Source organism: Streptosporangium sp. NPDC006930, from assembly GCF_040635605.1.
Classification (GTDB): domain Bacteria; phylum Actinomycetota; class Actinomycetes; order Streptosporangiales; family Streptosporangiaceae; genus Streptosporangium.
Genome location: NZ_JBEYID010000029.1, coordinates 56619 through 81980, shown reverse-complemented (window position 1 = coordinate 81980; position 25362 = coordinate 56619). Strand labels below are relative to the sequence as shown.

General features: G+C 67.7%; 29 protein-coding genes and 2 pseudogenes. 13 read left to right on the top strand and 18 right to left on the bottom strand.

Annotation, left to right across the window (positions count from 1 at the left end; all coding sequences use genetic code 11):
* Positions 1-51 precede the first annotated feature (51 nt).
* Together ABZ664_RS35295 and ABZ664_RS35290 are read right to left on the bottom strand one after the other, a co-directional pair.
* Positions 52-231 (bottom strand): hypothetical protein, encoded by a 180-nt coding sequence (locus ABZ664_RS35295; RefSeq protein ID WP_362520251.1) that lies wholly within the window; start codon positions 229-231, stop codon positions 52-54.
* 352 nt (positions 232-583) lie between these two features.
* Positions 584-706 (bottom strand): hypothetical protein, encoded by a 123-nt coding sequence (locus tag ABZ664_RS35290; RefSeq protein WP_362520248.1) that lies wholly within the window; start codon positions 704-706, stop codon positions 584-586.
* 40 nt (positions 707-746) lie between these two features.
* Here ABZ664_RS35290 and ABZ664_RS35285 point away from each other — a divergent pair, with 40 nt between their 5' ends.
* Both ABZ664_RS35285 and ABZ664_RS35280 read left to right on the top strand, forming a co-directional pair.
* The gene (locus ABZ664_RS35285) at positions 747-992 is read left to right on the top strand and encodes a hypothetical protein (RefSeq protein ID WP_362520245.1); all 246 of its coding nucleotides are present in this window, start codon (positions 747-749) and stop codon (positions 990-992) included.
* Positions 941-1318, top strand: a complete 378-nt coding sequence (locus ABZ664_RS35280) for a hypothetical protein (protein ID WP_362520242.1) — start codon at positions 941-943, stop codon at positions 1316-1318. The genes ABZ664_RS35285 and ABZ664_RS35280 overlap by 52 nt, the downstream gene beginning before the upstream one ends.
* On the opposite strand, the gene ABZ664_RS35275 is transcribed toward ABZ664_RS35280, so the two are convergent.
* On the bottom strand, positions 1261-1623 hold the full coding sequence (locus ABZ664_RS35275) for a nuclear transport factor 2 family protein (protein ID WP_362520240.1): 363 nt from the start codon (positions 1621-1623) through the stop codon (positions 1261-1263). The two genes, ABZ664_RS35280 and ABZ664_RS35275, sit on opposite strands and share 58 nt — an antisense overlap.
* Before the next feature lie 226 nt (positions 1624-1849).
* Here ABZ664_RS35275 and ABZ664_RS35270 point away from each other — a divergent pair, with 226 nt between their 5' ends.
* The 4 genes from ABZ664_RS35270 to ABZ664_RS35255 all read left to right on the top strand — a co-directional run bounded on the left by ABZ664_RS35270 (position 1850) and on the right by ABZ664_RS35255 (position 5996).
* Positions 1850-2392 carry a hypothetical protein gene (locus tag ABZ664_RS35270; RefSeq protein WP_362520237.1) on the top strand — a complete coding sequence of 181 codons (543 nt, stop codon included), beginning with the start codon at positions 1850-1852 and terminating at the stop codon, positions 2390-2392.
* A 174-nt stretch (positions 2393-2566) separates the two neighbouring features.
* Positions 2567-2803 carry a hypothetical protein gene (locus ABZ664_RS35265; protein ID WP_362520234.1) on the top strand — a complete coding sequence of 79 codons (237 nt, stop codon included), beginning with the start codon at positions 2567-2569 and terminating at the stop codon, positions 2801-2803.
* 601 nt (positions 2804-3404) lie between these two features.
* Positions 3405-5348, top strand: a complete 1944-nt coding sequence (locus tag ABZ664_RS35260; RefSeq protein WP_362520231.1) for a primary-amine oxidase — start codon at positions 3405-3407, stop codon at positions 5346-5348.
* A gap of 21 nt (positions 5349-5369) precedes the next feature.
* Positions 5370-5996, top strand: coding sequence for a transposase (locus ABZ664_RS35255; RefSeq protein ID WP_362520228.1), 627 nt, complete (start codon positions 5370-5372; stop codon positions 5994-5996).
* A gap of 60 nt (positions 5997-6056) precedes the next feature.
* Here the strand turns inward: ABZ664_RS35255 and ABZ664_RS35250 are convergent, their stop codons facing one another.
* The 9 genes and pseudogenes from ABZ664_RS35250 to ABZ664_RS35210 form a co-directional block, all read right to left on the bottom strand.
* On the bottom strand, positions 6057-6632 hold the full coding sequence (locus tag ABZ664_RS35250) for a hypothetical protein (protein WP_362520225.1): 576 nt from the start codon (positions 6630-6632) through the stop codon (positions 6057-6059).
* 219 nt (positions 6633-6851) lie between these two features.
* On the bottom strand, positions 6852-7034 hold the full coding sequence (locus ABZ664_RS35245; protein WP_362520222.1) for a hypothetical protein: 183 nt from the start codon (positions 7032-7034) through the stop codon (positions 6852-6854).
* A gap of 46 nt (positions 7035-7080) precedes the next feature.
* A complete protein-coding gene (locus ABZ664_RS35240) occupies positions 7081-7281 on the bottom strand; it encodes a hypothetical protein (protein WP_362520219.1) in 201 nt (66 codons plus the stop codon).
* Positions 7260-8027, bottom strand: a complete 768-nt coding sequence (locus tag ABZ664_RS35235) for a hypothetical protein (protein WP_362520216.1) — start codon at positions 8025-8027, stop codon at positions 7260-7262. The genes ABZ664_RS35240 and ABZ664_RS35235 overlap by 22 nt, the downstream gene beginning before the upstream one ends.
* Positions 8028-8235: 208 nt before the next feature.
* Positions 8236-8796 carry an acyl-homoserine-lactone synthase gene (locus ABZ664_RS35230; protein WP_362520213.1) on the bottom strand — a complete coding sequence of 187 codons (561 nt, stop codon included), beginning with the start codon at positions 8794-8796 and terminating at the stop codon, positions 8236-8238.
* 1019 nt (positions 8797-9815) lie between these two features.
* The gene (locus tag ABZ664_RS35225) at positions 9816-10469 is read right to left on the bottom strand and encodes a hypothetical protein (protein ID WP_362520210.1); all 654 of its coding nucleotides are present in this window, start codon (positions 10467-10469) and stop codon (positions 9816-9818) included.
* A gap of 153 nt (positions 10470-10622) precedes the next feature.
* A complete protein-coding gene (locus ABZ664_RS35220) occupies positions 10623-10814 on the bottom strand; it encodes a hypothetical protein (RefSeq protein ID WP_362520208.1) in 192 nt (63 codons plus the stop codon).
* Positions 10797-10946 (bottom strand): annotated as a pseudogene (locus ABZ664_RS35215) (IS3 family transposase); the annotation flags it as partial. The gene ABZ664_RS35220 and the pseudogene ABZ664_RS35215, both read right to left, overlap by 18 nt.
* Positions 10947-11234: 288 nt before the next feature.
* A complete protein-coding gene (locus ABZ664_RS35210) occupies positions 11235-11864 on the bottom strand; it encodes a GtrA family protein (protein ID WP_362520205.1) in 630 nt (209 codons plus the stop codon).
* 119 nt (positions 11865-11983) lie between these two features.
* On the opposite strand from ABZ664_RS35210, the gene ABZ664_RS35205 reads away from it, so the two are divergent.
* Positions 11984-13648: a hypothetical protein gene (locus ABZ664_RS35205; protein WP_362520202.1), complete on the top strand. Its 1665-nt coding sequence runs from the start codon at positions 11984-11986 to the stop codon at positions 13646-13648.
* Between the two features lie 195 nt (positions 13649-13843).
* Here ABZ664_RS35205 and ABZ664_RS35200 read toward each other — a convergent pair whose 3' ends face one another.
* Positions 13844-14758, bottom strand: a complete 915-nt coding sequence (locus ABZ664_RS35200; protein ID WP_362520200.1) for a site-specific integrase — start codon at positions 14756-14758, stop codon at positions 13844-13846.
* An 825-nt stretch (positions 14759-15583) separates the two neighbouring features.
* The gene (locus ABZ664_RS35195) at positions 15584-16762 is read right to left on the bottom strand and encodes a tyrosine-type recombinase/integrase (protein WP_362520197.1); all 1179 of its coding nucleotides are present in this window, start codon (positions 16760-16762) and stop codon (positions 15584-15586) included.
* A 171-nt stretch (positions 16763-16933) separates the two neighbouring features.
* Here ABZ664_RS35195 and ABZ664_RS35190 point away from each other — a divergent pair, with 171 nt between their 5' ends.
* Both ABZ664_RS35190 and ABZ664_RS35185 read left to right on the top strand, forming a co-directional pair.
* Complete coding sequence (locus ABZ664_RS35190) at positions 16934-18100, top strand: hypothetical protein (RefSeq protein WP_362520194.1); 1167 nt, start codon at positions 16934-16936, stop codon at positions 18098-18100.
* Positions 18101-18903: 803 nt separating this feature from the next.
* A complete protein-coding gene (locus ABZ664_RS35185; RefSeq protein WP_362520191.1) occupies positions 18904-19968 on the top strand; it encodes a hypothetical protein in 1065 nt (354 codons plus the stop codon).
* Between the two features lie 48 nt (positions 19969-20016).
* Here the strand turns inward: ABZ664_RS35185 and ABZ664_RS35180 are convergent, their stop codons facing one another.
* A complete protein-coding gene (locus tag ABZ664_RS35180) occupies positions 20017-20754 on the bottom strand; it encodes an SDR family oxidoreductase (RefSeq protein WP_362520188.1) in 738 nt (245 codons plus the stop codon).
* 93 nt (positions 20755-20847) lie between these two features.
* Between ABZ664_RS35180 and ABZ664_RS35175 the strand changes: the two genes are divergently transcribed.
* The 4 genes from ABZ664_RS35175 (at position 20848) to ABZ664_RS35160 (ending at position 23268) form a co-directional block, all read left to right on the top strand.
* The gene (locus ABZ664_RS35175) at positions 20848-21711 is read left to right on the top strand and encodes a LysR family transcriptional regulator (protein ID WP_362520186.1); all 864 of its coding nucleotides are present in this window, start codon (positions 20848-20850) and stop codon (positions 21709-21711) included.
* A 93-nt stretch (positions 21712-21804) separates the two neighbouring features.
* On the top strand, positions 21805-22353 hold the full coding sequence (locus ABZ664_RS35170; protein WP_362520183.1) for a YciI family protein: 549 nt from the start codon (positions 21805-21807) through the stop codon (positions 22351-22353).
* A 97-nt stretch (positions 22354-22450) separates the two neighbouring features.
* Positions 22451-22753 (top strand): metalloregulator ArsR/SmtB family transcription factor, encoded by a 303-nt coding sequence (locus tag ABZ664_RS35165; RefSeq protein ID WP_362520180.1) that lies wholly within the window; start codon positions 22451-22453, stop codon positions 22751-22753.
* The gene (locus ABZ664_RS35160) at positions 22750-23268 is read left to right on the top strand and encodes an SRPBCC domain-containing protein (protein ID WP_362520176.1); all 519 of its coding nucleotides are present in this window, start codon (positions 22750-22752) and stop codon (positions 23266-23268) included. The genes ABZ664_RS35165 and ABZ664_RS35160 overlap by 4 nt, the downstream gene beginning before the upstream one ends.
* A 160-nt stretch (positions 23269-23428) precedes the next feature.
* On the opposite strand, the gene ABZ664_RS35155 is transcribed toward ABZ664_RS35160, so the two are convergent.
* The 3 genes and pseudogenes from ABZ664_RS35155 to ABZ664_RS35145 all read right to left on the bottom strand — a co-directional run bounded on the left by ABZ664_RS35155 (position 23429) and on the right by ABZ664_RS35145 (position 25242).
* On the bottom strand, positions 23429-23968 hold the full coding sequence (locus ABZ664_RS35155; protein WP_362520173.1) for a DUF1062 domain-containing protein: 540 nt from the start codon (positions 23966-23968) through the stop codon (positions 23429-23431).
* Between the two features lie 346 nt (positions 23969-24314).
* Positions 24315-24680: pseudogene (locus ABZ664_RS35150) on the bottom strand (VOC family protein); the annotation flags it as partial.
* A 142-nt stretch (positions 24681-24822) separates the two neighbouring features.
* Complete coding sequence (locus tag ABZ664_RS35145; RefSeq protein ID WP_362520170.1) at positions 24823-25242, bottom strand: DUF6223 family protein; 420 nt, start codon at positions 25240-25242, stop codon at positions 24823-24825.
* Between the last annotated feature and the right edge of the window lie 120 nt (positions 25243-25362).

Below are 25362 nucleotides of genomic sequence, written 5' to 3'. Positions count from 1 at the left end.
GGCCGGCGCTTCGGGCCTCGTCGCCCGTCTGCCAGGATGGGCCCCTGCGCGTCAAACCAGGGTGTCGCGCACGCGCAACGGCCGGTACCCCGTAGGTCCGAGCCGGGCCGGCTCGCTTTCGATGTCGACCTCGATGGAACCGAAGAAGTTGATGTTCTTGCTGTGTGCCGGGGAGATGTGCTCCAGGACCTCATCATCGATGCGCCGCCCGGCCTCGCGCATCGACTCCACCGCCAGGCCGTAGTAGGGGTCCCGGTGGCAATCGCGGAAAATCCAACGGATATGGCTTTGACCTGCATGGATAGAGCTTGGCCTGCCGTCCCGTGATCATGTTTCTCAAGGAGTCTCAGCAGGTCAGCAGCAACATCGTTGGTTTCACCGCCATTACTACCGGGTCCCTTTCACGCCTACCCAAGATCCACAAGTGGGGCCAGAATGCGCGCGCATGGGGCCAGTTGTCGCTGGTCAGATCACCCTGACCATAGGTCGTGGCGGTCCCTCGTTTGCGGTGCGGCCGGGGCTTGGTGAGTCCCGGCCGCTGTGCTGTGGTCGTTGGTGGGTCAGGTGGTCCGCTGGGGGTTGGTCAGCAGGTAGCGAGGATGATGGAGATGACGTGGCAGGTCTTGGTGGCGGTGTCGTTGGCGGTGTCGTTGGCGGTGTTGGGGTCGGTGGGGGCGCTGGTGGCGCGGACGGCGGTGACGGTCACGTGGCCGAGGGAGAGCAGGTGGAGGGGGACGCGGAAGGTCTTGCAGGAGCTGAAGGAGGACCCGGGGCCGCTGCAGTTGGAGACGCTGCTGGCGGAGATCGTGAAGCTGGAGCGGGTCAAGGCGATCGGTCTGCGGACCGCGTTGTTCGAGGAGGTCTCGGAGAAGGTCGTGGCGGGCCGGCGGGCCCGGGCGATGAAGATGTACCTGTCCGATTTCGAGGCGGCGGACCGCCGGTGCGCCTCACCCTGCTGGCCGCGTTGTGCCAGGTGCGGCAGGCGGAGCTGATCGACGGGCTGGTGGAGCCGCTGATCCAGCTCGTGCACAGGATCAGCGTGCGGGCGGAGAAGAAGATCGTGGGAGAGCTCGACGCCGAGTTCCGGCGGGTGCAGGGCAAGAACGGGATCTTGGTGAAGCTCGCCACGGCGGCGCTGGAACTACCGGAGGAGATCGTCCGCAAGGCCCTGTATCCGGTGGTCGGTGAGCGGACGCTGGAAGACATCATCGCCGAGGCCAAGGCGAACGAGAAGGAGCTACGGACAACGTGTCGGCTATGTCAATCGGTCGTGCTGGCGTGCACGGCGATGATTCGCCAGCCGTGCGTCTCGCCGTAGAGCCAAGTACGGGTGTAGCGCATCCTGGCCGCGAACGGCGTACCGGAGACGGTCCCTTCGACGGTGCCGAGAAACCACGTCACCCCGGTGTGTCCATCGGCGAGCACGGTCAGCTCCTCCTCGGCCACCTTCGTCATCACCTGCGTCCGAGTGCGGTGCAGCTCCAGGTCGTCCGCCTTGGTCGCAACGTTCGCACCGAAGGTAAAGATCAGCCGATCATCCAGCAGCCGATCCAGCGCCTCGGCATCTCCAGCGAGCTGCGCGGCCTGGAGTCGGCGCTCGGCGTCCCGCAAGTCCTCCATCATGAGGTCCACCCTCCCAGCCAGCGCCGTATCCGCGCCAGGACGTTCACGCTCGGCTGATCTTTGCAGTCCGATCCAGGGACTCCGATCGTCGGTGAGTGGGTGTCGGGTTTAGAAGGCTTCCCGACAGGCCGTTGAAGTGGCGCGCGGCGGCCCGGAAAAACAGACCGTCGCGAGTTCACGTCTTCTGTGATTCGCGACGGTCGAGGATTGAAGAGACACCCTAAGAGTGTCAGCGGAGAGCGGCTTCGAGCGCGTCCGGCAGAGCAGTGTTGGTGATGACCAGTTCGCCGCCCAGGTTGAGGATGCGCACCTCGCCGTGATCGAGTCCGAGTCGGTGGCCGATCTCGGTCTCGATCCGGTGGTCGATGATGCGGTGACCTGCCTGATCGGCTCGACCGGCACCGGAGCCGAAAGCGTCTCGGTGAGCCTGGCCTGCCTGACCCTCGGCCCAGGACCGGCCACCACCGAAACCGTCACCTGGACCGATGCCACCGGCGGCACCAGCACCATCGCCTGGAACGTGCCCATCCTGGTCACCGCCACCGCCACCGCCACCGGCACCGTCACCGCAGGCCGCTACCTCGGCGACGCCGCCACCCGCGTCACCAGCGGCATCAGCTACTACACCAGCCTGTCCGGCTGCCTGCTCGGCCACCGCCCCCATCTCCTCGGCCACCGGCCTCGTCGACAGCCTCCTGCTCACCGGCTGAACGGGCTCCGGTGTCGGGGTGCTGCGTTAGGACGGGCCGGGGAAACCCACTGGAAATAATGCCGGCAGAGTGCCCGGGCCCAACTCAACATGGCACGTCCGCTGTGAGTTTGGCCGCCACGATCGTAGCCAGCGCCTCGCACAAGACTGGTGTGCTGTCCTAGGTCGTCAACCCCCTTCACCAGAGGTGGCGGCCTGCCGTTAACGGCTGAGGCCACCAGCCCCTAAGCGCGCTTGATCACGGGCCTAAGCCATCTCGATGCCCGCCGTCTCGCGGCGTTGATCGCCTCCACCGAGACGGCCGGGATCTGGACGATCCAGTCGGACGTCTTCCCCGAGAACACCGCCAGCCTGGCCCTGCACATCAAGGCCGGGTCCCGGGTGATCGGCACCCGGGAACGGATCGGCCGCCACCACGGCCGCTGGCGCGACGTCGCGCTGATCGAGCGCCGCAGCCCGGCCATCTCCTGACCGCCGAACGTGGGTGGCGCCCAGGTCCCGGCCCGCTCACTCCGACCATGCACGCCAGGCCCGGCATCCGCTCCCCGCCCAGCCAGGTCGTCATCGCCACCGTGTGCATGATGCCCGAGGAGCGCACCCGCAGGTTCGAGCCGTCAGCGCGGGCGGCCCGCGCAGCGGCTGGAGCCCGGCCGTCGTCGGCGGGTCCACCCCCATGGCCTCTTGTCGCACCTCAGCAGAGGCATAACCATGTGCCGAACAGGCCCGCGCGCAGGCCGGGCTCTGCGCGTCCGTACTGCGCCCTGCCACCGGCGCCACGGCAGTGAAGACAGTGCCCTCCCGCCCCAAGGACCACGGCAGCACCGGCAACGACGCCGCCATTTGGGGTCTTCTCGGAGCTGGTTTGGGTCATTTCACCAGTTGCGCGGCAGGACGCAGCCATGGATAGTGACTTTAAGTGATCGCAAGAATCGCATAAGTGACCGTTGAGTGCCCCCAGTGCCAGTCCCGTCGTTGACCAGAGCGGCGGCGTCGCGTCGTTTTCGATCCCGCTGCTGTTGCCCAGAGCGTCGCGTTGAGCGGCTCGACGCCGACCCACCCAAGAAAGGACCCCATGACCCCCCTGACCACCCCGGTCTCCAGCCTCACCGCGACCGAGATCGAGCAGACCGTCGCCCTGGTACGCGAGGCCGGCCTGGCCGGCGAGAGCGTCCGCTTCGTCTACATCGGCCTACTCGAACCACACAAACAGCAGGTACTCGCCTTCCAGATCGGCACCGGGCCAAGACCCGACCGCCAGGCGCGGGTACTGCTGCTCGACACCACGACCGGCGACGCCCGAGACGTCAGCGTCGACCTCACCGCCGGCGCGGTCGCCACGATCGTCGATGTCGACGGCTCCCGCGGCGCGATGCCGATCATGGCCGAAGAGTTCATGTCGGTCGAGGGAATCCTCGCCCAGGAACCGGCCTGGGTCGAGGCGCTGGCCAGGCGTGACCTGACCACCGAGCAGGTCAGATGCGCGCCGCTGTCAGCCGGCACCTTCGGTCTGCCCGGCGAGGAGGGCAGGCGGATCATCCGGGTGCTCTGCTTCGCCACGCTCGACCCCGACGCCCACGTCTGGGCACACCCGGTGGACGGGCTGAGCGCCTACGTCGACCTGATCGAGAAGAAGGCGACCGAGGTCATCGACATCGGTATCTTCCCGCTGCCGCAGGAGCCGAGCACGTTCCACCTGCCGCAGGGGCGCCCGGCACCGTTGGAGACCCTGAAACCCATCGAGATCACCCAGCCAGACGGGCCGTCGTTCCAGGTCCAGGGCGACCGGATCACCTGGGCGAACTGGTCTTTGCACTTCGGCTTCGACGCCCGCGAAGGCTTGGTGCTCCACCATGTGGCCTACACCGACCCCGACCACGACGGCGAGCTGCGGCCGGTCATCTACCGCGCCTCCATCGCCGAGATGGTCGTGCCCTACGGCGACCCGGCGCCGGTCCGCTTCTGGCAGAACTACTTCGACGCCGGCGAATACCTCTTCGGCCGGTATGCGAACTCGCTCACCCACGGCTGCGACTGTCTCGGCGAGATCCACTACGTCGACGTCGACCTGGCCGACGAGCTCGGCAACGTGCAGCAGATCCCCAACGCGATCTGCCTGCACGAGGAGGACTACGGCACGCTCTGGAAGCACACCGACATCTACACCCCCAACTCGGCCGAGGTCCGCCGCCAGCGCCGCCTGGTGATCTCCTTCTTCACCACGGTCGGCAACTACGACTACGGCTTTTTCTGGTACCTCTACCTCGACGGCAGGATCGAGTGCGAGGCCAAGCTCACCGGCATCCTGTTCACCACGGCCTACCGCGGGCTACGAGAGTGGCCCTACGCCAGCGAGGTAGCCCCAGGCCTGGGCGCCCCGTTCCACCAGCACCTGTTCAGCGCCCGCCTCGACATGATGGTCGATGGCGTCTGCAACGCGGTCGACGAGGTCGACGCGGCCCGGGTACCGCTCTCATCGGAAAACCCGTACGGCAACGCCTTCAGCTACACCCGGACCCGGATCGCCAGCGAGGCCCAGGGGGTACGCAGCGCGGACGCCTCGGTCGGGCGGACCTGGCACATCGTGAGCACCGAGCGCACCAACCGGCTCGGCCAGCCGACCGGCTACGTCCTGCGCACCGAGCAGAACCCGACCCTGCTGGCCGACCACTCCTCCTCAATCGCCGCCCGGGCGGCGTTCACCACCCGAGAACTGTGGATCACCCGCTACGCGTCCGAAGAGCGATATCCGGCCGGCGAGTTCGTCAACCAGAATCCGGGCGGCGACGGCCTACCGGCGTACGTCGCGGGCGACCGCCCCCTGGACGGTGAAGACATCGTGCTGTGGCACACCTTCGGCGTGACCCACTTCCCGCGACCCGAGGACTGGCCGGTGATGCCGGTCGACCATGCCAGATTCTCGTTGACGCCCTATGGGTTCTTCGACCGCAATCCCACACTGAACGTGCCCGCCGACACGGCCAGGCACCACGGCGGCCCCTGTCACCACGGCGCCTGAGAGGCGCAGACGGAGCAGGTGGTGGTCGGGCGGATTCCGAGGTTTCCCCGTTTCAAGGGCGAGGGACGGTTCGACAGCGTCGAGTGGCCGAAAGACGGTGACGGTTGTCGGTGGGACTCCCAGCCCGAACACCCCACCGCCACCTACGTCCGCCTTCAGGGCGTCGGCCACGTCCGTGTCCACCGGCACCGGTCGGTGCGTGGCACCGTCAAGACGATCGGTGTGAAGCGGGAGGGCTCGCGCTGGTACGTTGTGCTGTCGTGTGACGACGTTCCCGCCGAGGCGCTGCCCGCCATCGGCGCATCCGTCGGGATCGACCTGGGCGTGGCCTGGCTGGTCACCACTTCCGATGGTGAGCACCTGGCCAACCCGCGCCACCTGGCCGCGTCCGCCGAGCGCCTCGCCGCCGTCCAGCGCGACCTCGCCCGCAAGAAACGCGGCTCCATACGGCGTCGCAAAGCGGTGGCCCGCGTCGCGGCCCTGCATGCCACGGTCCGCCGCCAACGCCTGGACGGCGTGCACAAGGTGGCCCTCGCGCTGGTCGGCGGCTACGACGTGATCGTGCACGAGGACCTGCGGATCGCGAACCTGACCCGCTCGGCGTCCGGCACGCTCGAAGCGCCGGGCAACTGTGTCCCGGCTCAATGAAGGTGGCACGGCCAAGAGGTTTCGGGCTGGACGCGTGCCACTTTCACTGAGCCAGAACAGTCAGTAGGCGCACTGGACGACGACGTCGTCGAGTTCGGCGCGTGGGGAGAACTGGTGGTTGAAGGCCTTTGCCACAGTCAGTCGCAGCACGACATCGGAGCGCTGCGCGGTCCAGCTCACCGTGTGCAAGCGCCAGCCTGGGTCCACCGTCTGGTCCACCGGTACCGTCTTCAGGGCGATGTAGGTCCAGTCTGCCGGGTTGATGACCTCCAGGTTGAAGGTTGCCGCGGCGTTGCGCAGGTCCAGCCAGACGCCTGCGGTACAGCGGGCGCCGGGGTGGGCGGGCACCGGGGTGAGGAAGATGGTCCGGCCGATCGCACACCACCCGCCGGTGTTGCTGACGCGCAAACCGGCCATGCCGGTGCCAGTACGGGGCGAGGCGATCCCGACGCTCTGGAAGTACGGGGTGTCGCAGTCGCCCTGGTCGGTGAACGTCCACCGGGCGGCCGGGTTCGACGCCGGTTCGAAGCCGTCGGAGAGCTGCCAGATGCCCGCAGACGCGGGCTCGGCCGGGACGAGGACTGCTGCGAGGGCGATGACCGCTGCCATCAGCGTGCGTGGGAGTGCTGAGCGCATAACCAAGCTCCTTGTCAGACCTGAGACGACAACACTGTCATTCTGAGGGCCGTTAGAGACTTGTCCGTAGTTTCCAGACTAAAAACAACGCTAAGACGGTGACTCATTTGGCGAGTCGGCGGTAGCAGATAAGGGCTGCGGCTGGAGTTGACCCGGTTTGGTGAACTCCTTCTTCTGGGAACCAGGGTTCCTCAGAGATCAGGTGTCCACCAAACCGGGTCAACTCCACAACTCCAACAGATAGTCCAACCGGTAAGTCCGGTCCCCGACTGTCACCGGGTACTGCCCGCTCACATGGCGCGCGATTCCCGCCGTGGCGGCGGCGCTCAATACCCACTTGACGAAAGCGTTCTCCAGATACGACTCGCCGGACACCATGTCCATAAGCCGGGCGCCGCTCACCGGGCCTCCTCGTTCAACGCGGTGACCTTTTCTCCGGCTTCTCGTTTTAATAGGTGGCACCGAAACGCTGCATCCGTCGGCTCACACTGAGCGCATCACGCAACGCGCCTTCAGTATGCAGCGGGTTGATCCAGGTCATGACACCGGTGATGCGGAAATAGCCCTGCGAGGGATCGGCGTCGTTGATCAGTATGGCCTGCGACACCGCCTCGATCAGGCTGAGATCTAACTGAGCGAACACCTCCACGAAATGCTGCCCGGCGGGAGCAGCGCGGCGACGTGACCAGAGCTGTTCGACGGCGTTCTGCAGCAGGAAGTGATGGTCGGACGCGCTACCGTGTCCAGGCGTAGCCGGTGAACCACGTTGCTGCCGGGCCGGGCGCCTTCGGCCTTGCCTCCGGTGTCCACGTAGTAGCTGTGCGCGTTGCTGCCCAGGCGCGGGAGCGTCCAGTCGCTCAGGTTGTCGTCAAGTTTGATGGTGGAGATGAAAAGCATGAGCGTCCGCTGCGACATCCGCTTCGTTCCATCGGGCAGCGGTGGCAGTTCGACGCCGTCGGAGACGGTGATCTCAATCTGGAACCTGGCGGAGTAGCGGTCGTGCGGGTAGGCGGCCATGGAGCCCGTGAGCGGCACCTTGAAATCCGGCAGCGGCGCGAACACGGCGTACATGTCGCGCAAGCGGATCTGAGTGGAAACCGTCTGCGTGGTGATGCCCGACCTGGCGACGCCAGTGGCGCCCGACCAGACTCTCATCGTCCCGAGAGCCTCTTCGTCCACGTCGGGTAGCCGCAGATGCAGGTCCGCGCTGACGGTCACCTGACGTGCGCGCAGGTCGATGTCGCGAACGCTCAAGAAAACTATGCCGTCAGAGGACAACTGCGCGTCGATCTGGCTGTTAGGCCCGCCCAGCTCGTCGCCGCTTCTCATCGGGAAAGCGGCCCAGATGGCTAAGAGAAAGACGGCTAAGGCCACTAGTGCGAGCGTCACGCGCACTGATCACTCCGCTGAGGTCTGCGGCTCATTCGAATTGGGGTGGTCGGCGATCAGGTACGCCTTGTCGACCAGCGTGAGCCAGGCCGGGTTGCGCCGCCATGCATCGGAACGGGGGATGGACCGGCACGTGCCCCAGCTGCCACCGCGACATAACTGCCACAGAACGGCCAGAACACCACCCACCCGAACCAACCTAACGAAGTACTACCTAGGACTCGTCCTGGCAGGGAATCGTCGCCGCCGTTGGCGCGGCAGGCGCGTTCTCAAGGAAGGCCTGGGTTGAGACGGCATAGGCGGAACACAGAAGCTGGCCAAGGCGCGTCGCCCTGCCGTCACCGAAACGCCGGGTGGGAACACCCATGACATGCAGGCGCCGTTCCAGGGCCACGCCTGAGACCGCGACCACCGTGTCACCGTACCGATCAACCCAGCGAAACGCGTCCCGGAGCAGCGCAAGGGCAAGCGTGCCGAAACCCGCTGCCGTAGTGCGGGGCCAGGCCCGGCCAGTGGCCAGGCGGCTGAGCTCCCAGATGCTCGGATCACGAGGAGCAGGGGCGCCGCGCAGCGTCTCGGAGAAGACGTCGGGGATCATATAAGGACCGTCGGTGGGCAGGAGCCGACAGCACCCTGTGACCTCCCGGCAGACCTCCCCATGGCTGATCACATAGACCGGATCGCAGTCGTCGTAGGAATCTCGCTCCATTCCGTGGAAGCTGTCGACGTCCCAGCGGAGGCGTTCGTAGAACACCTCGTAGCGGAGGCGGAACATGCCGGTGAGTAACCACGCCGGGAGATCATCCGTGCGGCCGACGACAATCCGTTGTACGCACCCCATAGGGCTGGTCAATGAATGGTTACCGGCGTCGATGTCGTATCTCTCCAGTGATCGGGTCCCGCGCCACCCACTGGCTGGCGTTTGGCATGCGCTGCACCTTGTCGCGCCACTCGTTGACGAGCAGTCCGGCTACACCCCCAGCGTGACCACCTCACCGGCGAACCGGTAAGAAACCTTCCTGATCGGACCATACGCCCTGGGCGGGGCGGGTCAAGCACTTTCTGTGCCCTCGCCAGGACAGGAGCACCCCGTGATTCTGTTGCGTGGTGTTTGTTGCCTGCCGTTTTTTAGTGGTCTGCCATGTGATGTGACTACTACCAGCATTAACCGCGAGTAACTGACCGTGTCCGCATCGTCGCGAAGTGACGATGCCTTGAACCGTAGGGACCTCCCTCTTCGGCCGCATAGCGGCCCGCTGGTGTTCGTACTCCACCGGGCAGCACATCCCGTTGGCCGAGTGCAGCCGCATCGTGTCGAAGTCATCGACCCAGACCGCGACCGCGCGGCGGGCTTGCTCACGAGTGACGAACGGGCCCAGGATACGAAACAGCTCAAATTCCAGGCTGGAGAACAGCGATTCGGCGGCGTCGTCGAGGGAGGAGCCGACCAGGCCCATTGACTGGGCAACGCCCGTCCGCTCACACGCCGCCCGGAAGTGCTTGACGGTGTACTCCTCGGGTTCAAGCTGTCGTCGCCGTTTCCCCCTTAAGGCGATGTCTCTACGTTACGAGGGAAAGCCCATTACTACCGGAACCCCCTGTAAGGGTCTTCGAGTACAGCCCGGAAGAGAGACCGCTGACCTGCATATCCGTTGTTTTCTGTGCCGCTACCATCAGGCCCCCTCCGTGGCGCGGACGCTGGGGAAGACCTCGCTGCAGCTCAAAGGGCCAAGCGTCGTGGGTGGCGTGATCACCATGCCGACGAGCTCGGCAGCCGTACTGCCCCGGGACCACCTACCCCACCTGGTACAGCCAGTACGACACGCTCTGCGGAGCACCCGGCGGCCGGTAGGCCTCCACCGTCGCGCCTTCGTATCCGTAGGTCGTCGAGACCGTGCTCGTGGCCCCCGTCTCGTAGTCCTCGTACTTCTCTTCGTAGTCCTTCGTGATGAACATCTGGCTGGTGTCGTAGACGCTTTCCACGATCACCCGCCCGGGTCCGAACACGCCGATGAGGTCCTGCCGGAACAGCTTCAGGCGGGCCTTGCATCCGGTGCACGGCCCGATGTTGCCGACCACTACGACCCGGATGTGGGCGTCATGAGGGAACGAGGAATGAAGCGCCTCGATCCAGTCCCAGGCTTCCTGCAGGACGGCGACCTCGCTGTCCTGTTTGGACATGCGCGCCTGCGCCTTGTCGACGCGTCCCTGGTAGCTGCGGCTGGCGTCTTTGGTATCTGTCAGGGAGTAGCGCGTCGTCCCCCCGGAACGCGCTCCCGCGACCGGGGTCTTGTAGCTGTGCGCCTCGTCGAAGGAGAGGTCTCCGTTGGCCATCACCAGCGCCCGGGAGAACAGGCCCGTGCCCTTGGCACGGATCTCTGCCAGCGACTGTGCGATCTGCGGTGCCGCGGGGTCTGAGGTGAGAGCTTCGGGGGGCGTCGCGGTCATCGTGGTCCTCCTTGACCAGAAAGAAGAACCTCAGCCTTTCATCCGGAAGGGTGCTGTCAAGGCACGTCAGCGTCCGGCTCAGGCCAGCCTGCTCCGCGCAAGTAAGAAGGTCGACGCGGAACCTGTCAATTTGATCAAGGCAGCTGAACTGGTCTAATTCCGTGTCAGCTTTTCTTGTTCGCCCTTCTGGTCCAGGTCGTTGGGTTTGTTGATCCATGCCGGTCCGGGCAGATCGGGCAGGGTGGGTGTGCCACCGGAGGCGAAACGCTCGGGATAGGCGGCCTGGGCGGTGGCCAGGACGTGGACACGCCGATCGCGGACCATGCCGGCCTTGCCGTAGTGCACGTCGGCGGGATGGTGATAGCCGATCCCGGAGTGGTAGTGATCGTGGTTGTACCAGGCGTAGGACTCCTGGCGGAAGACGCGAGCGTCTTCGATCGAGCCGAACCGGCCGGGGAAGGCCGGGCAGTACTTCAGCTTCCCCGATCTTCTTGGGGTCCCCGTAGCAAACAGCGGAAATCCAACGGATATGGCTCTGATCTGCGGTTAGTGAGTTCGGTGTGGTGGGGCGAGGATGCCGGTGATCTCAGCGACGGCCTCGCTGCCTGGGCGGGTGTAGCGCATGGCGGTGCGGGGGTCTTGTGCCGGGTCTTGCCCATGATGAGCTGCAGCGGTACTTCGGCTTCGCCGAGGTGGGTGTCGGCGCTGTGGCGCAGTTGGTGCAGATCGAGCCCGGCGTACTTCTCCAGCAGGACGCGGGCGCGGTCATAGCCGAGGCGGGCGCGGCCGGTGTGCGGGCAGATGTCGGGGTGCCGTTAACCAGCGTGTCATGGGCCGCCAAACCTGGAGATCGAAGGTCGATCGCCAAGGCGAGAGCGAACAGGCAAAGGGGGCAACGGGACGTTTCGGCGGATACTGGGGCGCTCGGCGACCCGGTGCGAGGCCGGGCTCGTGGGGCGTAGCAGCGGCATGAAGCAGTCCGTTCGCCGAAACGGCTTCTGGATTCGCCGTCATCAAGCCGCCTCGTCCGTGGAGTCGGGAGCGGGAGCCAATCGCACGCTGCCGGACTGAGGGCTTCTCGTCGGGGAAGACCCACTTCCTGAGCGCCCAGAAGCGGAAGATCATGGCGATCAGCGTGCCGACGATCTGTGCGCTTATGAAGTCGGCGATCTCCTGGGTCACCACGCTCACGTCCGGGGTCTCCAAGTCGAGTACGTACCGGGAGATCCAGAGCGGCGCAGAGCTGAGCACCAGGCCGACGCCACTGACCAGGAAGAACAGCGCCGCCTCGTGACGGCGCTCGCGGCCGCCCCTGGTCCGGAACGACCCAGGGCCCCGACCAGGCCAGAGTTTCGCCCGGGCGTTCCTCAAGGGGCAGCCGCACAAGGCGGCCATCGCGACCACCCTGGTTAAGGACCGCATTCAGAAACTCGGCGACTAGCCCTTCACGGCGATGGCGCAACATGCGAATATACGTTCGAAGAACGAAGATCGTCTTTCAGAACGGAGTGCATGTGCGTCCTTCAGCCTCTGAACGCATCAGCCGATTAGTCGCCTCGGCCGGGTCTCTGCTCCTGGCGGCGAGCCTGCTCGCCGTCCCAGCCCCCGCCGCGGCCGCCGATCTCGTCGCCGACCTCGGGGTCGCGGGCATGGGCGGGGACCTGGTGGCCGGCCATGGCAAGGTCTTTGTCGCCGCTGACGACCGGATCGTGGTCACGCACCTCGACGGCGAGGCCGTCACCACGATCGGCGGCCTGTCCGGAGTCACCGCCCTGTCCGCGCCGGACGGCGCCAGGAAGGTGTACGCGACGCTGAGCGGCACGCATGAGGTGATCGAGATCGACACCGCCACGGTCGCCGTCACCCGGCGCATCGATCTGTCCGCCTATCCGTGCCCGTCCACGCTGGCGCAGGCCCACAACCGGCTGTGGATCGGGTACGGTTGCGGCGGGGCGGGTGAGGGAGGGGTCGTCGCGCTCGAGGTGCGGGCCACCCCCATCCTCGCCAAGGTCGGGCCGGCCACGACCAGGCCTCCGCTGGTCGCAGTCGCCGGCGCCTTCCTCGCCGTGTCAGAACCGGGAGTCAGCCCCGCCACCGTCAGGCTGTACGACGTCAACCGCGACCCGGGCAACCCGCTCGGCGAGATTCTCGGCGACGCAAACGGGCTGCCGCCCCTGGAGGACCTGGCCCTCGCCTACCAAGGGTCGGCGGTTCTGCCGGTGCCGTCCGGCACCCACCGCTTCGACGCCTGGGACACCACGACCTTCGACCGGGCCCAGGCCTACGACGAGAAGGGGCCGGCCGGGCACGACCTGGCCGCCACCGTCGCGGCCAGCGAGAACGGCTACTACGTCGTGGGCGGCTGGAACTCCGCCTTGGGTGACGCGGCGGAGCTCGTGGTCTACGACGCGACCACGAGAGAGGTGATTTACACGGCCGGCCACCAGGGAAAGGCGCTGGTGCCGGGCAGCATCGGCTTTTACGGCATCTACACCTTCGCGGTACTGAAGGAGCCCGGCACCGGGCGTATGCACCTATGGCGGCTGCCGTCCGCGCCCTACCACTCCTCGGCCCTGACCCTGACGGCGCCCGCCGAGGCGAACGCGCTCAAGCTGCTGACCATCAGCGGACGGCTCACGCTCAGCACCGGGGCGACCCCCGGCGTGCAGACGCTGGAACTGTACAGCTGGCTCCCCGACGGCACCGACCGGCCCTTCCGGGAGGTCATCACAGCGGCGGACGGGACCTACGAGTTCACCGACATCCCACCAGGCATCGGGGCGTTCAGGTATCGCCTGTCCTGGCCGGGCAACTCCTGGTACTACGGGGCCTACGCGACGGCGACCGTCACGGTGGCCAGGTACGAACCGGCGCTCACCGTGACCGGGCCCGCGACGGGCGCAGTCGGCGAGCTGCTTGAGTTCAGCGGTTCCTTCGCCGCCGAGGGCGTCGTCTACCCGCGCACGACGGTCACCGTCAGCCGCAGGGCCGTCGCGCCAGACGGCACCGTCACCACCAAGGGTCAGAAGCTGGCCGCCACCACCGACGGGACGTTCGCCTTCACCGACACGCCGGCCACGGCCGGGAAGCACACCTACACGGTCACGCTGGTCGGGAACTCGACCGTCAAGGGAACGAGCACCAATCACGTGGTCACCGTCGTCGAGCCAGCGGGATAGCGTCCCAGGGAGCCGGGGCCTACCTCTCTCGTAGGCCCCGGCGATGCCGGCCGCGCGGCGGCGCGCAGGGGCTCCACCAGGCGGAGCAGCTCGCGGGCGCGCCACACGGACAGTACGATGCCCAGCGCAGCGACGGGCCGCCCGACCGTGACGGCCCGGAACTCCTATAGCTCCGGCGAGCCGCCACTCAGTTGATCAGTGGGTACGGCGGCGGGGCGCCAGGACCTCGGTGACGGCGGCGATGGCTTCGGCATTGGGTTTGACGTAGCGCATGGCGGTGCGGGGGTTCTTGTGCCGGGTCTTGCCCATGATGAGCTGCAGCGGTACTTCGGCTTCGCCGAGGTGGGTGTCGGCGCTGTGGCGCAGTTGGTGCAGATCGAGCCCGGCGTACTTCTCCAGCAGGACACGGGCGCGGTCGTAGCCGAGGCGGGCGCGGCCGGTGTGGGGGCAGATGTCGGCAGCCGCCGGACGGCGTTCGGACAGGAACAGCGGACCGTGCGTGCGCGTGCTGCCGTCCGGGAGCCGGAGGAGCCGGGGCAGCAGGTGGGCGGTGCCACGGTCCCAGTACACCCACTCGATGGCGCCGCCTTTAGAGCGGACGGGGGCGCGCCGGTGCTCCAGGTCAAGGTCCTCGACGTTCAGCGCCAGGATCTCGGCGCGGGCGGCGGTCTCGTACAGCATCCGCCAGAGCGCCTTCTCCCGCAACGGGATGTCGCGGCGCGACAGCAGTCGGTCGATGGTGGTCTTGGCGACGGCGCGGGTCTCGTCGGCGCTCTCCTTGCGGCGTTTGGCGTCGGCCGGGACCGACGGCGCTGCCCAATGTTTCTTGGTCTGACACCAGAGCAGCCAGGAGGTGACGGCGGCGCGGTTCCAGGTCGCCGGCGCGCATCGGCCCCACAATTCGGTGAGCGCGGCGCCGATCTCGGCGTCGGCGACGTCGGCGAGCGGCCGGTCGCGGCCGAGCAGTGCGGTGACGCGGTCGATGGCCGAGGCGTAGGAGCGGTGGGTGTTGGGGTTGGCGGTGCGCGGGGTGGCCAGGAAAGCGTCGGCGGCCGCGGCGAGGCTGACGCCTCCACCGCGAAGGGCGGTGACCTTCGGCGCGGCGCTCATGCTGGCCGCCGGGCGGCGGTCGCTGCACAGACATGGGCAATGTACCGGATAACGTGCCGGAGTCGTGCACCGTCCCGGCGAAGGGTTCTCCTGATCGCCGCTCCGCCATGATCGCTTATGTACGGGATAATAGTGGGCCCCCGCGCCGTAATGGTTTTGACTGCGCTTTTGGTTCCGTCGGCGCGGACCCAGCGGTAGCGGACAACACCCTTCCTGCCGAGGTGGACAACGGCAGAGAATCCCACGCTTGCCGGGCAGTCGGTCGTCTGCCGGGCGGGTGAGGCCGTCACCTTCGTAACCGACGCCCATGTCACCGACGCTTCGGCCGGAACCGCCACCAGACCAGCCGACAATGCCAGTCCGGCGACCAACGATGACCACTTCGACCACACCGGATTTCCCTTTCCTCGGCAGTGTCGCAGCCATCTTCGGCCACTCAGCCCTCCGAAAGCCGGAGACCTCACCTTCTGACCGCTTTCGTTACCATCCTGATGCGAATTCGATCTTGTCGCCATTCAAGGATCCCGTTTCGGGCAACCATAATCACGAAATTCCGTGCGCTCAGCAGTCCAGCTGAGGGTGCAGATAACAAACGTTGGCAACTGTCATCTTTGCCCGCGCCAGACAGCCTGTCTGGCGCGCTTCACTGCAATGGTCGCAGCCCCGGTGAACCGCGCCGGGTTTCGTGGAGTGATTGGTGTGCCCCTGGTCTTGTGGAGTCGGGTTCTTGGATTCATGCCACTCGTTGAGAGGAGAGTGGCGTGGGACGGCATGGCTACCCATCGAAGTTCCGGCGCAAGGTATTAATCTCGTTAAAATGGGACGCTACAGCCCGGCCTTGCCCATGGGGTTGTCCTTCCAGCGGTCGACGGCGCGAACGTAGCCGTGCACGGTGGGGGAGGTGGGCTTCCAGCGGCCCTGTTCGGCGATTTTGCCGGTGGGCACGTTCGCGTCGGCCAGGGTGGTGGCGCCACCGGCGCGCAGTCCGTGCGCGCTGTAGCGTTCGGCGTTGGCCAGGCCCGCGCGCAGAGCGGCGTCCTTGACGATGGTGTTCAGTGTGACGCCCGATAGGCGCAGGCCGCCGCGGCCGGCCCAGCCGGGGGTACCGCCGATGCGGCCGAAGCGGTCGATGGGTCGCAGCAGCGCCCCGGTGGTGATGCCGTGCTCAGCCAGCACGGCCAGCCATGCCTGCACCGAGCGGACCGGGCAGGTGGCAAGGTGTGAGCCGTAGGGGACCGCGACGGTCTGCCCGGCGGCGTCCTGGTCGGTTTTGCTGACGGGTATGAACACCTCCAGTCCCTGGCGTGGGAAGGTGAGGTGTTCGCAGTCGAGGGCGGCGAGCTCGCTGCGCCGGCCCATCAGCGCGAAGCCGAGCACCAGCGCGGCCCGGTCCCGGATCCCGGTGGGGGTGTCGTCGGGGGTGTGGGCGATGAGGCTGCGCAGGATGTCGATGGTGATCGGCGGGGCTTTGCGCACCGTGTTGCCGGGTTGGGTGCTCCAGGTGCGGCGGTAGGCGCGCAACGCGTCGCGGGCGGCGGTGGTGTGCGGCTTGGGCAGTCCGGCCTTGCCGTGCGCGGACGACACGCAGGCCAGCGCCTGGTCGATGCTGGCCGGGGCCAGGCCACGTCCGGTGAGTTCGGCGACGAAACTGGCCAGGGTGGCAGCGGTGGCCGGCAGTGGAGTGCGGCCGGTGGCGGTGCACCAGGACAGGTAGTCGGCCCAGATACGGGCGTAGGCGCGGGTGGTGTTGGCCGCCGGAGCCGCCGCGATCAGCCGCGCCGCCTCCTCGGTCACGTACTCGTCGGCCGAGCGCCGATTGCCGATGACCGTCACCCCGTCCAAGACGACCGGATCGTCCATCCGTGCCGCGCTATCGACCGGAGCGCGCCAGGCGAGCGCGGTCCCGGGCGAACTCGGCTCCTCGGGAGAGGCATCCACTTCGGCACCGTCACCGGCACCAAGGTCTGACATCGCGTCATCGTTGTTGGGGCGCTTCAGATGCATGCAGCCACTCCCTGCTAATTCGTAGGATCATCGGATCTACTTCGATGCTCTTAGGCTTGCGATAAGCAAAGTTATCGTAAGCCTGCCCGAGGGCACTCGATCTCCAAGATTTCGTTTCGTGACGTACGTAAATATGATCGTTCGCGAACGGTACGATGCTATTCTTTGCCGGTGAGTGAAGATCCTTCCCGCGTGTTCGACCCTTTTGCACCTCTGGAGACGGGCCCGGATGATCCCGATACGGGGCGGATGTGTGCCCGCTCGGGCTGCGTCAACCGACTGGAGCCCACCGGTCGGCGCAGCGGCCGCCCGGCCCTGTACTGCGGGGACGCCTGCCGCGCCGCCGCGCATCGCGCCCGCACGGCCACCCACACCCCGGCGGTCACCGAGGCGCTCCGCCGCACCGGCGCGCTGAGCGGAGATCTGCTGGCCGCAGGTGAGCAGTGGAGCGCCCAGCTTGCCGCCTTCACCGAGGCGCTACAGGCCGCGACTACCGGCGCGCTCACCCAGATCGATGCCGCCGAGCAGGCCGCCGAAGAGGCCCGCGCCGCCGCTGCGGCCGCCGAGCAGCGTGCCGCCGACCGCATCGCCACCGCCGACCGGCGCGCCACCGCCGCTCAGGACAAGGCCGAGGCCGCGATCACCGCCAGCGAAAAGGCGATGGAAAAAGCCGCTGCGGCGCAGCAGCGCGCCGAGGAGTCCGAACGCGTGGCCTGGCGCACCGCCGGCGAGCACGAATCAGCCCGCGCCCGCGCCCAGCAAAACGCCACCACCAGCGTCGAGCGCGTCACCGTCGCCGAACGCGAGACCCGGCGCATTACCTCCGAACGCGACGCTCTGCAGGGTGTCCTGGACGCCGAACGTCGCCAGGCCCGCGTCGCGGCCAACGAACACGACCGGCAGATCGCCATTCTGAAAACCGCCCTGGCTGACCGCACCACCGCTCTCAATCAGGCACATACCGATCTGAAAGCCGCTGCTGGCCGAGCCGAGCGCGCCGAGACCGCCCGGGAAAAGGCGCACCAGGAAGCCGCGGCGGCCCGCGCCGAGACCATCCAGGTGCGCGAGGAACTCACTACTGAACGTGAGCAACTGCGGCGAACCGGCGTCCAGCGCGATGAGGCACGCACCGCAATCGCGGTGGCCGAGGCCCGGCTAGAGGTGCTGCACAAGGCGCTGGAAGGGGCCGAACTCCGTGCTCAGGCCGCCGAGCAGCGCGAAGAGGTCGCCCAGCAGACGATCAGCCGTCTGCTCACTCTTCAACCGCCTCCGGAAGCCGTATCGGCTGAGGGGGCAGGCGGTGCCGCACATCGCGAGGACTTCCCTGAGCGTCCCTGAGACGCTCGCCCTCTTCCGCCACAGCGGCCGTCGACGGAGGAAAACGCCTCTCTCAACACCGTGCTCCACCCCGACGTAGAGGTGCAGGAATCGAGTCTGACCAGGCGAAAAACCAACTACCGGGCCCGAGGCTGCCCATCGTCGACAGAGGCGCCACTGACATCCTGATGACGATTTCCACTGACAGCAGGTGACGAACCCCCAGTTCAGAGCGCCTTCTCCTCGTCGCGCCGCCCCGGAAACGTCATGTGATGTCAGTGAGCCCGGGGGCCTGTCTGCGGCTGGCGCCGCCGCCCTGCGGGCAGCGAAGAACTTCTGTGCCCGGCATGGCAGCGAGCCTCACCGCATTCTCAAGGCAAGCCATCTGGGCCCACATGGTTCGCTACGCCGGCGCTCATCAGCGCGACCACACATCCGGCGCAACGCTGCGGCCTGTAGCCCGTCGACGCCTCCGGCGGCGTGATGTGGCCTCGGAGAAGATCCCTGCAGATGATCACCAGTAGCTAAAAAGTACCTCTGCCCTGCTTACTGACACCTCGTGCAGATTTGCAGCACTCGCCCTCGGACCCGTTCGGCGCACTAACTTGCGGGAATTTACATTCCCGGTAGTTACCTGGACCTGGGGGAGACGCAACAGATCTCATTTATTTGTTTTTAATTTCTGGAAAATCAAAGATGCTAGGCTACTGCGCATGCGGGAGCCGGGTGCGATGACGCCGTGTAAACACTGTGGGACGCCGATCGAGCAGAGGCCTGGGAGAGGACGGCCGAGGGCCTACTGCGCGCAGGGAGACTGCCAGGCGGTGGCCAAGCGCGAACGCGAGATGCGGCGGGCGACACCGGGGCTTGAGGGGGCGCTGGCCAGAGCCGAGGAGTTCTACGAGCGCATGGAGAAGGGGATGACCGCGGCGATCGCGCCGCTGGCGCAGGTGCTGGCGCAGGAGCTGAGCCCTGCGGGGGTGGAGGCCAAGGTGAGCGCGGTGCAGGCCGAGGCGCACACCCGGGTGGCGATCGCGCGCACCGAGCGGGAACAGGCCTTCGAGCAGGTACGCCTGGCGCGGGAGGCTTCCGAGCACGCCCGGCGCGAGCGGGACGCGATGACGCGCCGCGTGGAGGAGGCCAACGCCGAACGTGACAACGCCCTGGCCGACGCGGAGACCGCCAGGGAGCAGGCACTGGCCGCGCTGCACGAGGCGGCCAGCACCGAACGCCGGGCCAAGCAGGCCGAGCAGGAGGCCACCCGCAGGGCCCAGCGGGCCGAAGCGGCCAGAGACGCGGCGCTGCGGGAGATGGCCGAGCGCGTGGAGGCCGCGGAGGCCGAGACGCGCCGTGCCGAGGCCCGGGCCGTTCACGACCAGGAGCAGGCCGAGCGGGCACGAGCCGAACGCGACCAGGCGTTGCGGGAGGCCGCGAGCGCGCAGGAGGCCAGGGGACAGGCCGAGCGTTCTGCTTCGGCCGCTTCGGCGCGTGCCGAGGCGGCCGAAGCAGAACGGGACCGGGCGCTGGCGCGCGCCGACGTCGCGGCGACCGCCCATGCCGAAGCCCTGGCCGAGGCGGCCGAGGCGCGCACACGGGCCGACCGAGCGGACAAGCAGGCGGCCGAGGCGGAGAAGCGGACGGCACGCCGGGTGGCCAAAGCCGAGGAACGGGCCGCCGAGAAGATCGCCGAGGCGGAGGAGCGCGCGGCGGCCAGGGCCGCCGAGGCACTCGCCGAACGTGACGAGATGCGCATGCGATTGGCCATGGAACAGATGCGCCTGTCGGATCTACGCGACCAGATGGAGGCACTGCGCGCCGAGTCCGCCCAGCTCAGGGAACGCGCAGTCGCCGCGGAACTGCGGGCCGAGCCAACCGGAGCCGGGGGCTGACGAGCGTCTGGGCGCAGGGCCTGCCGCATGACCACGACAGATTGGGGATCACCAGGGAATGACGCCGTCGTCCTCGAAGAACGAACCGGTCGGGCCCCCGTCGGGCAGGGTGGCGAGCCGGATCGCTGTGGCCGCGCCCTGCTCAGGGGTGCGGGGCCCTTGGAAGCCGGTGAAGTCGGTCGCGACCAGGCCCGGGCAGGCGGCGTTGATCAGGATGTTCGTACCGGCGAACTGCCGGGCGTACTGCACGGTGACGGCGTTGAGGAAGGACTTCGACGGCGCATAGGCAGCCATAACGGGACCGATCTCGATGTCCGGGTCCGCCTGCCGGGTCAGGGAGGCGACGCTACTGGAGACGTTGACGATGCGTGGCGACGCCGAGCGTCGCAGCAGCGGCAGCATCGCGTTGGTCACCCGGATGACACCGATCACGTTGGTCTCCACAACCGTGCGGACCACGTCGAGATCGAGCGAGGTCGGGTCCTGCCCCCACCCCGGACCCACCGGTCCTGAGATACCGGCGTTGTTGACCAGGACGTCCAGGCACCCAGCCTGCCGTTCGACCAGTTTCGCGGCCTCGGTGACGCTCTGGTCGCCGGTCACGTCCAGCGACACCTCGAACGCCTCCACCCCGGCGGCGCGCAGCTTCTCGACGGCGGTCTTGAGCCGAATCTCGTCGCGAGCTCCCACGCCCACGCGGTATCCGAGGGCGCCCAGCCCGGCCGCGATCTCGTACCCGATTCCCTTGTTCGCGCCGGTCACCAGCGCGGTCTTCGTTTCGCTCATGCCCTTGATGGTCGCGGGTGGACAAGCGGTGCATCCAACACCGATACGGCATCCTGTCATACCTGATAGGTATCACGGGGGTATGTTGTGGTGGTGGACACCCTAGAGACCCGCGAGTTGAGGTACTTCGTGGCCGTCGCCGAGGAACTGCACTTCGGCCGGGCCGCCGAACGCCTCGGCATGGCCCAGCCACCGCTGTCCCGGGCGATCCAGCAGCTCGAGCGGCGCCTCGGCGTCTCCCTGCTGAAACGTAACCGCCGCGGCGTCTCCCTGACCGGCGCCGGCGAGGTGTTGCTGCACGAGGGCCGCGCGGCCCTCGACGCGACCACCGCCGCCGCTCGCCGCACCCGTCGCGCCGGTGGCGCCGACGGTCCGGACGGCCCCCGCAATCGCCTGGTGCTGGCGGTGAAGGCCGCCGGCTCCCACGAGCTGCTGCGAAAGCTTCTCGACGCCTACGCGGCCGAACCCGACGCCGCCGAGATCGAGGTGCTGCCGTGCGGCCTCTGCGAGCAGGAAGGGCTGTTGCGCGACGGCCGCGCCGATGTGGCGCTCATGCACGCACCGTTCAACTCCCTCGCCGGGTTCGACAGCGAGGAGCTGCTGACCGAGGGGCAGGTCGCCATCCTGCCCGCCGGACACCCCCTCGCCGCGCGCAAGGCCCTGTCCCTGGCCGACGTCAGCGATGTCCCCGACCTTCCTCTCGCCCGCTGGCCCCGCCACGGCGTCTACCCGCCAGGGCCAGGCCCCGAGATCCGCGACCAGACACAGCTGGCCCAGCTGATCGCCCTCGGACGCACCGTGGCCGTCCTCCCCGACTCCGCCCGTTCCTGGCTGTGGGCCGAGCACACCGCCGTCCCCCTGACCGACGCGCCCTCCGTCGTCACCCACATCGCCTGGCCCGCGCACAGCCGCTCCCTCACCCTCGCCGGCCTGATCCGCACGGCCACACGGCTATGACGCTCTCCTGCCCTTCGTGCTGGAACGCGTCTCTCGGCCGAGGAGGTGAGCACGAGAAACACTTCGAGACGGCTGCCAAGGTAAGACTTCTCCATGGAGTTTTTCTGTTATCACCGCGACCGACCTGACTCAGCGGCCCTGCGCAACGAACTGGTGGAAGAGCACTGGTCCTACATGGACCGGTACGCGGCAAAGATGATCGCCCGTGGCCCGACCTTCGGCCGCGGCGGCGAGACGGCTACCGGCAGTGTGCATATCGTCGATCTGCCCGATCTCGCCACGGCGCGTGCTTTCGCCTTCGAAGAGCCCAACTACCAGGCCGGTGTGTACCGGGACGTGATGCTACGCCGATGGCGCAACGTGCTGGGGCGCACCATGTGGGATTTTCCTGGCGACCGAGACGGCGGCGACCGGTATCTGGTGGTGGGCCTCGGCTCCGGGCAGGCTGCCGACCTCGTCCCGCCGCCCGGCCGGGACGGCCTGATCGCCTATGGGCCGTTGCTGTCGGACGACGGCACCATCTGGCTGGGTACGGCGCTGCTGGTCCAGGCACCGGGACCGGACGCGGCGCGCGCCGTCCTGACTCCGGGCCGGTACGCCGATATCGAGGTCCACGACTGGAGGTTCGGCGGGCGGCGATGATGAGTGCTTGGCCGGCGCCGGGGGCGGGCGACGAGGATCGTCGCTCGCCCCCGGCTTTACGTTGCAGCGTCATATTTCCATCTGGCAATATGAGCGCATGAGCGCCTACGCAGCCCTGGCCGAGCCGCACCGCAGACAGATTCTCGACCTGTTGCGTGACGGCGAGCGGCCCGCCGGGGAGCTGGTGAAACGCCTCGATCTCAGCCAACCCGGCGTGTCGAAGCACCTCAAGGTATTGCGCGAGGCCGGACTCGTCGTGGTGCGCACGAACGGCAAGCAGCGCATGTACGCGTTGCGCCCAGATCCCCTCGCCGAGGTCGACCAGTGGCTGGAGCCCTATCGCGTGTTCTGGTCGAGGCACCTCGACACCCTGGAACGACACCTGGAGGAGAACCCATGATTGACGGAACCCTGGAAACCATCGATGGCCGCCCGGCGCTGCGCTTCGAGCGCACGCTCGCCTACCCGGTCGAGCGCGTGTGGCGAGCCGTCAGCGTGCCCGCAGAGCTCGAGCGCTGGTTTCCCGCGGCCGCGGACTGGACACCGGCGACGGGAGAGATCTTCGAAGTCGCCGGCGTGACCGGCGAGGTGACAGAGGTCGATCCACCCCATCGCCTGGCCTGGACCTATGCCGGCCAGTCATACAGCTTCGATCTGGCCACTCATGGAGACGGCTGCCGCCTGGTCTTCACCCACGTCTTCGATGACCGCGACATCTCAGCGCAGACCGCCACCGGCTGGGACGCCTACCTTTCGCGGCTTGAGCCTCATCTCGCCGGCAAGGACCTCTCAGAAGAGGACGCGCACGAAGGGTGGGAGGAGAATCACGAACGCTACGCCGAGCGCTTCGGGGTCGACCCGGCACCGGGTCGGCGCTTCGCGGCGGCTCTGCGCGGAGACAACGGCGCCACCTGAGCCATCGCACCACGGCGGCCATCCCGGCCAATTCGGTGACGCCCTCGCACATCAATTCCATTCGCGTTCTGTGACGGGGCGTGGCTCGCACGGCCGGGGTTGGCATAGTTTCGGGAATGGCGCCGCAGCAGGTCGGAGGCCTGCCGCGGCGCCATTCCCGCTAGTCCTGGGCCATCACGGTAAAAGTGAATCCGGTGCTCGTCGTACGGCGCAGCGGAATGTCGCACTTGATCCGGCGCAGCACCTCGTTCCTGCTGAGGCCTAGCCCCTGGGCGAGGAGCCGTTCCGGACGCACCGGCACCGGATCCTCGAAAACGACCTCCACCTGCACCGGCCACGCCTCGTCGGACCATGCCGACCGGGTGTCCAGCCGCCAGGCCCCTGTCCAGTCCAGGACGAAGCGGTTGCGCCTGGCGAGCAGCGGATCCAGCAGCCTGGACGCCACCAGTTCCGGATCGTTGGCGTGGTAGCCGCGGAGTTCGGTCGGATCGAAGGATCTGACCGGCGCTCGCTCGTGCACGGTGAGCTTGCCCGTCCGATCGCAGGACACGCAGCGCACCAGCAGCCACACGTCCAGCAGCTTGCCGTTGGCGTTGACGCGGAACCTGCCCTCGCCGGGGGTGGCCGACTCCGACCGGCAGTCCACGCACCGCAGCGACAGCAGAGGAAGCCTGGTCCGGTGAACGACCCAGGGCAGCACGATATGAGGTTGTGAAGACATGATCTCTCTAGACCTGACACGAGGCCGATTGCGCGCGGCCTCAAACGCTGTAGGACCGGGCGCACACGGGCAGCCCGGCAGGACCGACGGGAACGTCGGCTACAGGTGAGCGAAAGAAGGTGTCAGGTCTAAAAAGCGGGCGGGGTCACGTGGTTTCGTCCTCTGTCCTCACTGCGACGGGGCTGGGAGGCAACCTATGGGAATGCGGAAGGAAGGCTCAAACGGTTTTCCGGCCGAGCCTTCGTCGGCGCTACCGGCCCCTCGCTGACGAAGGCCGTCTGGGGGACCGGTAGCCGTCGCCGGTGTCCACGGCTTCGCGTCAGCCCGGGGTGAGGACGCAGAACTCGTTGCCCGCCGGGTCGGTGAGGACGATCCACGAGACGTCGCCCTGGCCCACGTCCGCAGGCGTCGCACCCAATTCCCGCAGGCGCGCGACCAACTCCGCCTGATGGGCCGCGGAGGTGGTGGCGAGATCGAGGTGCACGCGGTACCTCACCGTTTCCGGGTCCGGAACGGTGACGACATCGACGCAGACGGCGGTGGGGTCCGGCCAGGTGAAGCCCACGGGTCCGACGTTGGTCACCCCGGGGCCCTCGCTGGAGATGCCCCAGCCGAGGGCCTCGGCCCAGAACCGGCCGAGGGCCGAGTCGTCCCGAGCCTTGAAATTCACCCGAACGAGTCGCAGCGCCATCCCGCCAACCCTATGCCCAGGTGGATGACTGTTATGGGCGAGTCGCCATGCGTGGCCACAGAACGCCGGCTGTACGGCCGCGCCTCGCTCCGGGCGATCCACGTCGGCCCGAGCCCTGGCGGACGTCACGATCGTGTCGACGTCAGACGGCTCGGCGGGAGCGGGCCAGGGCCAGCCCGCCGAGTGCCATGGCCATCAGCCCTACCGCCAGGGCTATGAAGCCCCCGACTATTCCGTAACCGGTGCCGGGACCACCGTCTGCGGCGGCCACGACCAGCCCGCCGATGACCGCGCCGACCGCCCCCGCCACCAGAGCCACGACGGCTCCCCTTCTCCCGGAGCCGGAGCCGATACGCCCTGCGGAGCGTGCCAGGGCGAGCCCGCCGATGACCACGCCTGCCACCCCCAGCAGCGCGGCGATCAGGGACCACAGACGCCCGGCGGTCATGGTGTAGGCGCCGACGGGGTCCAGTTGGGCCGAGGCGTGCGCGGCCGTCGGTGCGGCGAGTGCGAGTACTCCGATCGGGGCGGCCGCGGCGGCGAGCAGTTGACGGACGGACATGGGACGCTCCTTTTATGTGTTTTCTCCCGTGAACCGGATGTCGTCTGATCATGTCCGCCGGGCCCGTCGCCGGTCGTCCCGCGCGGGCGGGCACTTCGCGCTGCCGCCGACGCGCACCCG